Here is a 13,568-nt window from a genome sequence, read left to right on the forward strand (position 1 = left end):
CGTGTTCCTCGCTGACGCGGCGATCGACACCCGGTTCGCCAGCATCTCCAACGACCTCATCTACTCGGCCATGGCGGTCTTCCTGCTCGCCTTCCTGGCCTACGCCTGCGAGTGGACCTTCGGCGGCCGCAGCCGGATCGCCCGGCAGTCCGCCGCGCTGGCCGGCAAGGCGGGCTCGTCGGTCGCGGACACCGTGGCCGAGGCCGAGCGCACCGCGGCCGACGCCGGCAAGGCGCCGACCGTCGCCGTCACCGTCACCCGCGCCGGAGGCGGCACCACCACGCTGACCCGCACCGTGGCGGCCAAGGCGGGCTCCGTCGACGTGGTCACCCGCGGCGACGCGGCCCCGCCGGTCGACGGCGTCGGCGCGTCCGGCGGCGACGAGCGTGCCGACCGCCTCGGCCGGATCGCGGTCTCGCTGACGACGCTGGCCGTGCTGCTCGACCTCGGCGCGGTGATCGCCCGCGGCATCTCGGCGCACCGTCCGCCGTGGGGCAACCTCTACGAGTTCACCTGCGCGATGACGGTCGTCGCCGGGCTGCTCTTCGTCGGTCTGCTGGCGGCCCGCAAGAACGTCCGCTGGATGGGCCTGCCGCTGACCTTCGGCGCGCTGGTCGGTCTGGGCATCGCGGTCACCGAGTTCTACACCGCCTCCGAGCAGCTGGTTCCGGCGCTGCACTCGTACTGGCTGTGGATCCACGTCTCCGGCGCGATGATCTGCGGCGGCGCCCTCTACGCGGGCGGGATCGCGGCGGTGCTCTTCTTCGTCAAGGACGTGCACGAGAGCCGCAAGGCGCAGGATCCGGCCAAGGCCGTCGGCTGGTGGGCCGACGTCATGGACCGCCTTCCGGCCGCCGCCACGCTGGACAAGTGGTCCTACCGGATCAACGCCTTCGTCTTCCCGCTGTGGACCTTCACCATCATCGCGGGCGCGATCTGGGCCGAGGCCGCCTGGGGCCACTACTGGGAGTGGGACCCCACCGAGACCTGGGCGTTCATCACCTGGGTCGCCTACGCCTGCTACCTCCACGCGCGCGCCACGGCGGGCTGGAAGGGCCGCAAGGCGGCGGTGCTGGTCTTCATCGCCTTCGCCTGCTACCTGTTCAACGCCTACGGCGTGAGCATCTTCATCAACGGCAAGCACTCCTACGCGGGCGTCTGACCGACCGCAGCGGGCTCCGACAGCCCGCAGCAGGCTCGAACAGCAGGGCGCGGGGTCTCTCTTGATCAAAGAGGGACCCCGCGCCGTGTTTTCGTCGTTGTCACCCGCACCAGGCAGAATGCGCTCTAACGGCAAGCACGCACGTGCAGCGTTACGGGAGGACGGCGATGACCGGCTTGGATGCGTTCGCTTCGGATGGGTTCGCCACCGACGCGTTCGGTACCGGCGCGCTGCGCCGACGCGTGCTGGACGCCTGGGCCGCCGCGCCCGCCCGCTTCCGCGAGGACGCCAACGCCGAGGAGGAGTTGGCCCTCGGCGGCTACCGCGACCGGCTGGTCGTCGAGCTGGCGCAGAACGCCGCCGACGCCGCCCGCCGTTCGGGTACTGCCCGTTCGGGTGGTGGCGGTCGCCTCCGGTTGACGCTGCGGGACGGCGTGCTGGCCGCCGCCAACACCGGTGTGCCGCTGGACGCGGAGGGCGTCGAGTCGCTCTCCACCCTGCGCGCCTCCTCCAAGCGCGAGGAGCACGACGCGGGGGCGGTCGGCCGGTTCGGCGTCGGCTTCGCCGCCGTGCTGGCGGTCACCGACGAGCCCAGCGTGATCAGCGTCCCCGGCGGTGTCCGCTGGTCGCTGGCGGAGGCCCGCGCCCTGGCCGACCAGGCCGCCTCCGCCGCCGACGCCGAGCCCGCGCTGGCGGAGGAGCTGCGTCGCCGCGACGGCCATGTCCCGCTGCTGCGCCTGCCGTTGCCCGCCGAGGGCACCCCGCCCGAGGGCTACGACACCGTCGTGCTCCTCCCGCTGCGCGACGCCGCCGCCGAGGACCTCGCCCGCCGTCTCCTCGACGACACCGACGACGCGCTGCTGCTCGCCCTGCCGGGTCTGACCGAGGTGGTCATCGAGACCGACGCCGGTGTGCGGGTGCTGCAGCGCCTGGAGGCATCCGGCGCGGGCGAGTCGAAGGACGAGGCGGCAGGCGATGCGCCGGTCGAGGTCGTGATCCTCGACGACGGCTCCGAGACCCGCTGGCAGGTCGTCAGCGAGGGCGGCCCGCTGGACGCGTCCCTGCTGGCCGACCGCACGGTCGAGGAGCGCCACCGCCCGCACTGGTCGCTCACCTGGGCCGTCCCCGTCGATGCGGGCGGCGACCCGCTGCGCGTCCGCACCGCCGCCTACCTGCACGCGCCCACGCCCAGCGACGAGCCGCTCGGCCTGCCGGCGCTGCTGATCGCCAGCTTCCCGCTGGACTCGACGCGTCGTCATGTCGCGCCTGGCCCGCTGACCGACTTCCTGGTCGAGCAGGCCGCCGACGCCTACGTCGAGCTGGTCCGCCGTCGTGGCGCCAGCCTCGGTTCGCTGCGCCTGGTTCCGGCCCCGCTCGGCAAGGGCGAGTTGGACGCCCGGCTGCGTCGCGCCATCCTGGACCGCCTGCCCGAGACGCCCTTCCTGCCGGAGGCAAGCCAAAACCAGCACAGCCTGCCCGCCGCCGGCGCCGACTCCGCCGCCGACTCTGCCGCCGCCGACTCGGAGGACGAGATCGCGCTGCGCCCGCGCGACGCGGTGCTGCTGGAGGGCGCCGACGACGGGATCGTCCGCGCCCTGGCCGCCGTCCTGCCCGGCCTGCTCCCGGCCGGTCTGGAGCGCCGTCAGGAGCTGCGCGCGCTGCAGGTCCGCCGGGTCGCCCTGGCCGAGACCGTCGACCAACTCGCCAACCTGGACCGCGAGCCGGAGTGGTGGCGCAACCTCTACGGCGCGCTGGCCGCCGCCGACCGGGACGCGCTCGGCGCGCTCCCGGTCCCGCTGGCCGACGGCCGGATGGTCCGCGGCCCGCGCCGGGTGCTGGTGCCCGTCGGCCGGCCGGGGGAGTCGGAGGTCAGCGCCGAGGACCTGGCCGTGCTCGACCTGCGGCTGGCCCACCCCGACGCCGCACACCCGCTGCTGGAGAAGCTCGGCGCCGGCCTGGCCACCCCCTCCGGCGTGCTGGAGACCCCGGAGGTCCGCGCTGCCGTCGAGCGCTCCGCCGACCTGGACGACGAGGACGAGGCCGAGGAGCTCGCCGACGCGGTTCTGCGCGTCGTCCAGGCCGCCCTCGGCGACGGCTCGATGGGGGAGGGTCGGTACCCCTGGCTGGCCCGCCTCGCGCTGCCGGACGAGGACGGCGGCTTCACCCCCGCCGGTGAACTCCTGCTCCCCGGCAGCCCGTTGGCGGCCGTCGCGCACGAGGAGAGCGTGACCTTCCCGGACGACGAGTGCGTCGAGCGCTGGGGCCCGGAGGTGCTGCGCGCCGTCGGTGTCACCCACACCTTCGGCCTGCTCCGGGCCGAGGAGGCCGTGCTCGACCCGGACGACCTGGACCGCTTCGACCCGACCGCCCCCGCCGACCGTGCCCTCGGCGGTGAGCCGCGCCAGCTGCTCGACGAGGCCCCCGACGGCCTGGCGGACTGGGCCGAGGAGGTCACCGATCCGTTCCAGGACGAAGACCTCGCCTTCGATGTCCCCTCCGTCCCGCCGGTCGCCGCCGAACTGCTCGCCGTTCGCGACCTCGACCTGGTCGACGACCGCGACTGGCCGCGGGCGCTCGCCCTGCTCGCCGCTCCGCCGCTGCGCTCCGCCGTGGTCGACAAGGTCCGGCTGCTGCTCCCCGACGGCGGCACCGCCGAGGTGGTCCCCTACGCGGCCTGGTGGCTGCGCGACCGTCCGGTCCTGGACGGCCGCCGCCCCGCCGGTCTGCGCGCCGCCGGGGGAGACCGGCTGCTGCGCGGCCTCTACGACGAGGCCCGCACCGACCTGGACGAGGTCTTCCTGCACGCCCTCGGTGTCCGCACCACGCTGGCGGCGCTGCTCACCGAGTCCGACGGCCCCGACGATGTGCTGGAGCGTCTCACCGACGCCGAACGCCCGGTGACGCACCGTCAGCTGCATGGCCTCTACACCGCGCTGTCGGGCGTCCCGCTGGAGCGGATCCCGCTCCCCGACGAGGTCCGCGCCCTGCCGCCGCTCGACCCGGCCACCCACCGCCGTCCGGCGCACACCGTCATCGTCGACGTGGCGGACGCGGTCGTGGTGGACGCGCCCGACCTGGTCCCGCTGCTGGACGAGTTCCCGCTGATCACTGTCGCCCCCGAGCTGGCCCCGGCGTTGGCCGAGCGGCTGCACGTGTCGCTGGCCAGCGAGGTCGCGGGCGGCCGGGTGCTGACGGAGGGCACGGTCCGCCGCGTCCCGGCCGAGATCCGCGAGCTGCTCCCCGGCTGCCCCGCCGTCTACGAGGAGCACGAGGAGCTGCTGGTCGTCGGCGCCGAGGGCGAGGAGGCCGCCGTGGAGTGGCGCTGGGACGCCGCCAGCGAGGCCCCCGAACTGCCTGCGTCCGCTGGACTGCCCGACGGCGAGACCGAGGAGGAGTCGGACGAGTTCGCGCCCGTCGTCCCCTTCGGCACCCTCCACGCCGCCACGCCCGAGGGCCTGGCGGCGGGCCTGGCCTGGTCGGCGGGCCAGTGGGTGCGCCGCTTCGAGGTGCTGGCCCTGCTCGGCGACCCGGACCGCGCCTACGAGCTCTCCGGCGCACGGGACTTCGAGGGGTAGCCCCGGCAACCCCCCTTGTGACGCCGGTTCAGGTCACCAGTTGCAGCACCGCGAACTGCTGCTGGTCGAAGAGGATCCGGTAGGTCGCGCCCGGGTGCAGCTGCGCCGCGTACCCGGGCAGGTCCGACGGCGGGGACGGCGCCCAGCCGTAGGAGAGGTCCAGCACGATGTACTGCGGCGGGCTCGCCTGGCTCCCGCCCAGCCAGTAGACGTCGGTGCGCGCGGCCAGATGCGCCATCGGCGTGATGTTGCACTCGACCGTCGTCCCGTTCGGCACCTCGGCGAGCGCTTGGCCGATCAGGTCGGTGTGGTCGGTCGAGCGGTACGTCGACGGCATGAAAATCTGTTTGGCGGGCAGCGTCATCGTCGCGCAGAGCGCGATCGAGACCGCCGTCACCGCCGGCACCACCCCACGCGCCGCGTACCCGCGCAGCCACTCCGGCGCGGCGGTGCCCCGCTTGGGGGTCCGCGCCTCGGTCGGATCCTCGCCTCGTTCCCCGCCCCGCGCCCCGCCCCGTTCCTCCATCCGCCGGATCGCGTCGACCAGCGCCAGGAACAGGATCGGCATCAGCACCGCGTTGTAGTGCCAGTCCTGCCCCCAGTAGTCGGGGTTGACCGAGACGAACCGCCAGCCGAGCGTCGGTACGGCGATCAGCACCAACGGCGACCGCAGCGCCAGAAACCCGGTCACGCCGAGGAGGAACGCCAGCGTCGTCAGCTTGACGTCGGCCGGGCTGAGGAAACCGGTGACCCAGCCCGTCCACGACCCGCTCGGCAGCTTGTTGTCGTAGCCGTAGCTGCCGGTCGCGCTGAAGTGCGGGATCACCGCGTAGACGGTCAGCAGTGCCATCCCCGCGCCGAAGACGGCCAGCAGCGCGCCGAGTGCCCGCTGCCGCAGCAGGAACAGCACGACGCCGATCGCCACGACGGTGAAGCCGAGGTCCTCCTTGACCAGCGTCAGCGGCAGCGCCCAGAACGCCGCCCGGTGCCACCGCTTCAGCAGCATGTTGCGCAGCACGACCGCCAGGATCGGCACCGCGAAGGCGATCTCGTGGAAGTCGAAGTCGACGGCCCGCTGCATCCCCCACGACAGCCCGTAGCCGAAGCCCAGGCAGAGCGCCTTGGTCCGGGAGACGAACCGCCCCGCCGTCGCCGCCACGATCGTCACCGAGCTCGCGAACAGCGCCGACTGCGCCAGCAGCAGCATCACCCCCGACGGCCAGATCCACCACAGCGGGGCCAACAGGGCCATGATCGGGCTGAAGTGGTCGCCCAGGATGTTCGCGTGCGCGCCCTTGATGTGCACGATCGGCGCCTGGAAGTGCGCGTACTGCTTCACCTCCTCCTCGAAGATCGCGAGGTCCCAGGACATCGAGGCGAAGTGCGTGTAACGGCTGATCTCGATGACCGAGTAGCCGACGAGGAAGACCAGCCCGAGCAGGAGGTACGGCCAGGTGGACCGTTTCGGCACGATCCGGCGGTGCATCCGCTGTGCGGGCACGCCGATCGGGGCCGTGCTGGTGCCGGTGGTGTTGCTGATGTCTGACGCACTCGTGTTTGCCGCACCCGTGCTCATCTGCTGCACGGTACCGGCCCCGGGGCAGGCGAACCAGAGGTCTGGACCAATTCCGTGTCGGGCAGCTGCTCGGCGGCTGCTGGGTGGCTGCTCTGCGGCTGTTGGGCTTTCGGGCAGCAGGGATCAGCGGCGCGGTTGCGGCAGTGCGTTCTTGACGAACCGCCAGACGATCTCCAGCAGCACGCCCGCCCCCACGCCGATCAGCGCCCCCGTCAACGGGTCGCGCACGCCGACCAGTTGGAGCTGGAAGAAGTTCTGCGCCCAGGGCACCGTCATCACCAGCACGAATCCGGCCCCCATCGCCGCGACCAGCACGATCTTCCACAGCGCGTACGGCCGGGCGATGATCGCCAACACCCAGAGCGCCACGATGAACAGCGTCAGCGTCGCCGTGCTGGTGTCCGCCACCTGGCCGGTGGCGGGGTCCGACCGCGCCAGCATGTAGGAGGTGAACGCCGCCGCCCCCGCGATGATCCCGGCCGGAACGGCGAAGCGCAGCACCCGCCTGACGAACCCCGGCCGCGCCCGTTCGTTGTTGGGCGCCAGCGCCAGGAAGAAGGCGGGCGTGCCGATCGTCAGCGCGCTCAGCACGGTCGAGTGCCGCGGCAGGAACGGGTACGGCACCCGGCAGATGATCGTGGCCAGCGCCAGCAGCACCGCGTAGACGGTCTTGACCAGGAACAGGTTGGCCACCCGCTCGATGTTGCCGATCACCCGGCGTCCCTCGGCCACCACCAAAGGCAGTGTGGAGAACCGGTTGTCCAGCAGCACGATCTGCGCCACCGCCCGGGTCGCCTCGCTGCCCGAACCCATCGCCACGCCGATGTCCGCGTCCTTCAGCGCCAGCACGTCGTTGACGCCGTCGCCGGTCATCGCGACATGGTGCCCGCGCGACTGCAACGCGCCGACCATGTCCCGCTTCTGCTGCGGCGTGACCCGGCCGAAGACGGAGTGGTGGTCCACCGCGTCGGCGAGCTCGCTCGTGTTGCTCTTCGGCAGCTTCCGGGCGTCCATCGGGTCGTCCGCACCGGGGAGTCCGAGGGAGCCCGCCACCGCGCCGACCGACAGCGCGTTGTCGCCGGAGATCACCTTGGCGGAGACGTTCTGCCGCTCGAAGTAGCGCAGCGTCTCAGCCGCGTCGGGCCGGACCCGCTGCCGCAGCACCACCAGCGCCTGCGGCACCAGGTCGCGCGCCGGATCCGGGTCGTCGAGGGAGGTGGGCGTGCGCCCCAGCAGCAGCACCCGCAGTCCCTGCGTGCCGAGTTCGTCCGCCTCGGCCAGCGCCGGATGCCCGGCGGGCAGCAGCACGTCGGGCGCGCCCAGCAGCCAGGTGGCGACCTGCCCGTCCGGCTCCGCCAGCTCGGCACCCGACCACTTGCGCGCCGAGGAGAACGCGGCCGCCTGCCGCACCTGCCAGCCTTCGGGTGCGGCGTAGACATCCATGATCGCCTGCATGCTGGCGTTGGGTCGCGCATCGGCCGTGCCGAGCGTGCCGAGCGCCCGCTCCACCGCCTCCGGACGTGCGCCGTCCAGGGGCGTCAGCCGCTCCACGTCCATGCCGCCCTCGGTGAGGGTGCCGGTCTTGTCCAGGCAGACGGTGTCCACCCGGGCCAGCCCCTCGATCGCGGGCAGCTCCTGCACCAGGCACTGCCGGCGCCCGAGCCGCACCACGCCGATCGCGAAGGCGACGGAGGTCAGCAGCACCAGCCCCTCGGGCACCATCGGCACGATCCCGGCCACCATCCGCCGGACCGCCTCGCGGAAGTCGCTGCCGTAGACGTAGAGCTGGCTGATCACCAGTCCGATCGCGGTCGGGACCAGTAGGTAGGTGATGTACCGCAGGATGGTGTTGATGCCGCTGCGCAGCTCCGACTCGACCAGCGTGAACCGGCTCGCCTCCTCGGCCAGCTGCGCGGCGTAGGCCGCCCGCCCCACCTTGGTGGTGGTGAACGCGCCGCCCCCGGCCACCACGAAACTGCCGGAGAGCACCGGGTCGCCCGGATGCTTGAGCACCGGGTCCGCCTCGCCGGTCAGCAGCGACTCGTCGATCTCCAGCCCGTCGGCCTCGGCCACCGCGCCGTCGACGGTGATCTTGTCGCCGGACCCCAGCTCGACCAGGTCGCCCAGCACGATCTCGCCGTTGCTCAGCTCCCGGGTGACCCCGTCACGGCGGACCCGCGGCTTGGCCTCGCCGATCACCGCCAGGTTGTCCAGGGTCTGCTTGGCCCGCAGCTCCTGGATGATCCCGATGCCGGTGTTGGCCACGATGATGAAGCCGAAGAGCCCGTCCTGGATCGGCCCGACGACCATGATGACGACGAACAGCGACCCGATGATCGCGTTGAACCGGGTGAAGACGTTGGCCCGGACGATCTCTCCGGTCGACCGGCTGGAGCGCAGCGGTACGTCGTTGACCTCACCTCTGGCGACACGCTCCGCGACCTCGGCCGTGCTGAGTCCGGTGCGGGTGGGGAGCGTGCTGGTCATAGCGCCGACCCTAGGCGGGGGGTTCCTCCTGCGCCTGCGGGGCGCGCCGCTCGGCGCTCTCCCGCCCGGCGTCCCGTTCCCGCGCGGCGCGGATCGCGTCGCGCCGCCTGCGGCAGTACCAGATGCCCAGCAGCCCGAGGGCGAACCCGGCCAGGCAGATCCACGGCCAGTCGCCCTTGCCATGCGCCGCCAGTGAGCTGTGGAACGGGATCAGCACGAGGAAGCCGAGCAGCCACAGCACCGTGCCGCCGGTGACGATGGCGACGTCGTTCGCCTCCATCGGCGGCGCGGCGGGCAGCTTCGCCGTCTTCTTCACGAGCCCGGGCATCTTCACAGTCCTGAGCGTACCGCTTTAGATGTTCCTCTAATCTACGCGCGCAGATAGCCAAAACATTTTGTTTATTTGATACTGGACGGGTTCGAACGACAGAGCGGTCCGCCCTGCCCGAGTGACCTCGCCCGTCGAGGCGAGCACCTCCGGGCCGTGACGACCGAAGCGCTAGGAACCCTGCCCCCATGACCTCGTCGGCTTCCGCCACGACCGCGCCCGCTGACCCCGGATCTCAGCCACCGCGCAACGCGCTGGACCGCTACTTCAAGATCTCCGAACGGCGATCCAACTTCGCCCGGGAGATCCGCGGCGGCGCGGCCACGTTCTTCGCGATGGCGTACATCATCGTGCTGAACCCGATCATCCTGTCCTCGGCGACGGACAAGTTCGGCCAGCACCTGAGCAGCGGCCAGCTGGTCACCGCCACTGTGGTCACCGGTGGGTTCACCACGCTGCTGATGGGCGTCTTCGCCAACGTCCCGATCGCGCTCGCCGCGGGCCTGGGCGTCAACAGCGTCGTCGCCCTCCAGCTCGCCCCCAAGATGACCTGGCCGGACGCCATGGGCATGGTGGTGCTGGCCGGTATCGCGATCATGCTCCTGGTCGCCACCGGCCTGCGCGAACGCGTCATGGCCGCGGTCCCGCTCAGCCTGCGCAAGGCCATCGCCATCGGCATCGGCCTCTTCATCGCGCTGATCGGCCTGGTCGACGGCGGCTTCGTCACCCGCATTCCGGACGCCGCCCACACCACGGTCCCGCTGGAGCTCGGCAGCAACGGTCACCTGAACGGCTGGCCGACCTTCGTCTTCGTCATCGGCGCGCTGCTGACCCTGATCCTGATCGTCCGCAAGGTCCCGGGCGCGATCCTGATCTCCATCGTGGTCGCCACGGTGCTGGCCATGGTCATCGACAAGGTGGCTCACGTCCCCGACGCCAGCTGGGGCCTGACCGTCCCGGTCCTCCCGCACAACCCGGTGGCGACGCCCGACTTCGGCCTGCTCGGCAAGGTCAGTCTCTTCGGCGGCTTCAGCCAGGTCGGTGTGCTGACCGGGATCCTCTTCGTCTTCACCGTGCTGCTGTCCTGCTTCTTCGACGCCATGGGCACGGTCCTTGGGGTGTCCGAGGAGGCCCACCTCCTCGACAAGCAGGGCAACCTGCCGGGCATGAGCAAGGTCCTGATGATCGACGGCATCGCCACCCTGACCGGCGGTGTCACCTCCAGCTCCGCTGGCACCTGCTTCGCCGAGTCCACGACGGGCGTCGGCGAAGGCGCCCGCACAGGCCTGGCCAGCGTCGTCACCGGCCTCTTCTTCGTCGCGGCCCTCTTCCTCACCCCGCTGGCCACCATGGTGCCGACCCAGGCCGCCACCCCGGCGCTGCTGGTGGTCGGCTTCCTGATCATGTCCAGCGGCATCGGCCAGATCGACTGGGCGGACTTCACCATCGCCATCCCGTCGTTCCTGACGATGATCATCATGCCGTTCACGTACTCGATCACCAATGGAATCGGGATCGGCTTCATCGTCTTCTGCCTACTGCGCCTGGTGACGGGTCGTGGGCGCGAGGTCCCGATCCCGCTGTACGCGGTGGCGGCGGTGTTCACGTTCTACTACCTGATGCCTTCGCTGGGGCTCGCTCAGTGAGCTGAGCACAGTGACTCTCGCGCAGTGAGCTTCGCGGTTCGAACGTCAATGGCGGTTCGAACCGATCGAGAGGCGGTGGACCCTGACCGGGCCACCGCCTCTTGGCGTTTCGGGGTTCGCCCGCCAGGTCCCCGGTGCGGCTCAGCGCGGATCAGACGTCCACAGCCAGCTCGTAGACGCCGCTGCGCACGTCGTCGCAGAGCGCCCGGCAGGCGGCGACGCTCTCTGCGAATTCGGGCCGCCCCTGCCAGGCACGCAGGGTGGCCAGGTCCTCCCATGAAGCGAACGAGACGAAGTGGCTCGGGTTCGCCAGGTCGCGGATGAGGCGCGCGCCAAGGAAGCCCTTGTTCTCGTCTCGGGTCCAGGTGAGGAAGGCGCGCCAGCGCTCGATGAACTCCTCTGTCTTGCCGTCACTGACCTGCCAGTTTCCGGAGGCCCAGTGCTTGTTCTCCGAGAGCATGCCGATCACCTCATTCGGCTGATTCCCTTCTCTCCAGGCTATGTTCGCGTCGGCGGGTCCGCTGGGCGGAGTTGCCTGGGTCACAGCGGGCGCAATCGCGTTTCGTTAGCAAAGGTAATGAGCTAAGGTAATCAATATGCCTGAGTTGCGGGAGTCGAACGGTGCCAGTGGTGCCGACGACGCTGGAGCCGACGCGGTCGCAGTGGCAACACTGCGCTCCGCTGTGATGCGGCTGGCCCGACGGTTGCGCAATCAGCGGGTGGAGGAGTCCCTCACGCCCACCGAGATGCAGGTCCTCGCCACGCTCGCGCGGTGCGGAAGTGCCACCCCGGGGGAGCTCGCCAAGCGCGAGCATGTGCAGCCGCCGTCGATGACGCGGATCATCGCGATGCTGGAGGAGAAGGGCCTGGTACGGCGGGAGCCGCATCCCCAGGACCGCCGACAGGTCGTCGTGAGCAGTACCGAGCAGGCCGAGAGCATTCTCGACCAGAGCCGGGCCAAGCGTGACGCCTGGCTCGCCGATCTCGCGTCCGGCCTGACCGAGGAGGAGTGGGCGGTGCTGCGCGCCGCCGCGCCCGTCCTCGAACGTCTCGCGCAGCTCTGAGGCATGCGGAGGAGAAGAGAAGAACAATCGCACAGGGGACGCACGCCTTGATTTCGTCGCACGGAGAGACTGAGACCACCCAAGCCAAGACGAACGACAACAACCGCAGCACCAGCACGAGCGCCAGTAGCACTGGCGCCAGCAGTACCAGCAGCACCACCGACGAGGTCGGCGACGGCGCCGACAACGCCGGCGACCCAGGCAACGCCGACAGCAGGAACACTGCTGGCGGCGACGACAGCTCCGCAGGCAGGTCCATGGGCAAGTCCATCGGCAAGTCCGCGGACGGGAAGCGCGGCGGGATGTTCTCCGCCCTGCGCAACCGCAACTACCGCTACTTCTTCGCCGGTCAGGTCGTCTCCAACTCGGGGACGTGGATCCAGCGTGTCGCACAGGACTGGCTGGTGCTCAGCCTCACCGGCAGCACCTTCGCGGTCGGCATCACCACGGCCATGCAGTTCCTGCCCGTGCTGCTCTTCGGCCTCTTCGGCGGTGTGATCTCGGACCGCTTCCCGAAGCGGCAGCTGCTGATGTTCACCCAGGGCGCGATGGGCCTGCTGGCCGCGGCCCTCGCCGCACTGACCCTCGCCGGAGCGGTCCGCGCCGAGCAGATCTACGTCTTCGCCTTCCTGCTGGGCCTGGTGACGGTCGTGGACAATCCGGCCCGGCAGACCTTCGTGGTCGAGATGGTCGGCAAGAACGACCTCGCCAACGCGGTGAGCCTCAACTCGGCCAACTTCCAGACGGCCCGGCTGATCGGCCCCGCCATCGCGGGCGCACTGATGGCCGCTGTCGGCGCGGGCTACGCCTTCGCCGTCAACGCAGCGTCCTTCGGCGCGGTCATCCTCGGCCTGATGGCGATGCGCAGCAGCGAGCTCAGGCGCACGCCGCGACTCCCGCGCGAGAAGGGCCAGTTGAAGGAGGGTCTGCACTTCGTGGCGGAGCGTCCGGACCTGATCTGGCCCATCGTGCTGGTGGGCTTCATCGGCACCTTCGGCTTCAACTTCCCGACCGTGCTGTCCGGATTCGCCTACTCGGTCTTCCATGTCGGTCCCGGCCTGTACGGTCTGCTCAACACCGCTCTGGCAGTGGGCTCGCTGGTTGGCGCCCTGCTGGCGGCGCGCCGTTCCCGTCCGCGCCTGCGCCTGCTGGTGGGCGCGGCCCTCGGGTTCGGCCTGCTTGAGGCACTGGCCGGCTTCGCCCCGGACTACTGGACCTTCGCCGTCCTGCTGACGGTCGTCGGCCTGCTCGGTCTCACTTTCAACACCGCTGCGAACGCCATGGTCCAGCTGCGCACCCCCCCGGAGATGCGCGGCCGCGTGATGAGCCTGTTCATGATGGTCTTCGCGGGCGGCACGCCGCTGGGCGCGCCGGTCGTTGGCTGGCTGACGCAGCAGTACGGCCCCCGAATCGGCCTGCTGGCGTGCGGGTTGGTGTCGGCGGCAGTCGCTGGTGTGATCGGGCTGGTGCTCGCGCGCATCGGCAACCTTCGGCTTCGACTGGACCTGATCCACGGGTTCGGACACGAGGGCCGAGTCGTCGCGCTCGTGCCGCGGTAGGGGGTACAAACCGGGTCTGAGCTGGGGTTTTTCACTCGTGTGAGTGATGGCCTCGGCTTGGCCCTGGAGTGGTGCGGTGTCATAATTGTTCTATGGACGCCTCGATGTTCGGGGGCGGGTGTGAAGACGGAGATGGCGTCCATGGGTGGGGTGGGTCCCCGGAGTCCCAGG

Annotated in this window: 9 protein-coding genes; 5 read left to right on the top strand and 4 right to left on the bottom strand. The window is 71.0% G+C overall.

The window, feature by feature from the left end; translation table 11 throughout:
- Position 1: 1 nt before the first annotated feature.
- Both ccsB and ABH928_RS18175 read left to right on the top strand, forming a co-directional pair.
- The gene (gene ccsB / locus ABH928_RS18170) at positions 2 to 1,162 is read left to right on the top strand and encodes a c-type cytochrome biogenesis protein CcsB (protein WP_370067554.1); all 1,161 of its coding nucleotides are present in this window, start codon (positions 2 to 4) and stop codon (positions 1,160 to 1,162) included.
- Between the two features lie 167 nt (positions 1,163 to 1,329).
- The gene (locus ABH928_RS18175) at positions 1,330 to 4,737 is read left to right on the top strand and encodes a sacsin N-terminal ATP-binding-like domain-containing protein (protein WP_370067556.1); all 3,408 of its coding nucleotides are present in this window, start codon (positions 1,330 to 1,332) and stop codon (positions 4,735 to 4,737) included.
- A gap of 28 nt (positions 4,738 to 4,765) precedes the next feature.
- On the opposite strand, the gene ABH928_RS18180 is transcribed toward ABH928_RS18175, so the two are convergent.
- From ABH928_RS18180 to ABH928_RS18190, 3 genes are all read right to left on the bottom strand, one after another.
- Complete coding sequence (locus tag ABH928_RS18180; protein ID WP_370067559.1) at positions 4,766 to 6,313, bottom strand: DUF2079 domain-containing protein; 1,548 nt, start codon at positions 6,311 to 6,313, stop codon at positions 4,766 to 4,768.
- A 123-nt stretch (positions 6,314 to 6,436) separates the two neighbouring features.
- The gene (locus ABH928_RS18185) at positions 6,437 to 8,800 is read right to left on the bottom strand and encodes an HAD-IC family P-type ATPase (RefSeq protein ID WP_370067561.1); all 2,364 of its coding nucleotides are present in this window, start codon (positions 8,798 to 8,800) and stop codon (positions 6,437 to 6,439) included.
- A 10-nt stretch (positions 8,801 to 8,810) separates the two neighbouring features.
- Positions 8,811 to 9,128 carry a DUF2530 domain-containing protein gene (locus tag ABH928_RS18190; protein ID WP_370067563.1) on the bottom strand — a complete coding sequence of 106 codons (318 nt, stop codon included), beginning with the start codon at positions 9,126 to 9,128 and terminating at the stop codon, positions 8,811 to 8,813.
- Between the two features lie 188 nt (positions 9,129 to 9,316).
- Here ABH928_RS18190 and ABH928_RS18195 point away from each other — a divergent pair, with 188 nt between their 5' ends.
- A complete protein-coding gene (locus tag ABH928_RS18195; RefSeq protein ID WP_370067565.1) occupies positions 9,317 to 10,774 on the top strand; it encodes an NCS2 family permease in 1,458 nt (485 codons plus the stop codon).
- Between the two features lie 151 nt (positions 10,775 to 10,925).
- On the opposite strand, the gene ABH928_RS18200 is transcribed toward ABH928_RS18195, so the two are convergent.
- Positions 10,926 to 11,234, bottom strand: coding sequence for an antibiotic biosynthesis monooxygenase family protein (locus ABH928_RS18200; RefSeq protein WP_370067567.1), 309 nt, complete (start codon positions 11,232 to 11,234; stop codon positions 10,926 to 10,928).
- 136 nt (positions 11,235 to 11,370) lie between these two features.
- Here ABH928_RS18200 and ABH928_RS18205 point away from each other — a divergent pair, with 136 nt between their 5' ends.
- Positions 11,371 to 11,838: a MarR family winged helix-turn-helix transcriptional regulator gene (locus ABH928_RS18205; protein ID WP_196193232.1), complete on the top strand. Its 468-nt coding sequence runs from the start codon at positions 11,371 to 11,373 to the stop codon at positions 11,836 to 11,838.
- A gap of 257 nt (positions 11,839 to 12,095) precedes the next feature.
- Positions 12,096 to 13,397, top strand: coding sequence for an MFS transporter (locus tag ABH928_RS18210; protein ID WP_370067593.1), 1,302 nt, complete (start codon positions 12,096 to 12,098; stop codon positions 13,395 to 13,397).
- Positions 13,398 to 13,568 lie beyond the last annotated feature (171 nt).

The organism is Streptacidiphilus sp. MAP5-3, from assembly GCF_041262505.1.
Taxonomy (GTDB): Bacteria; Actinomycetota; Actinomycetes; order Streptomycetales; family Streptomycetaceae; genus Streptacidiphilus.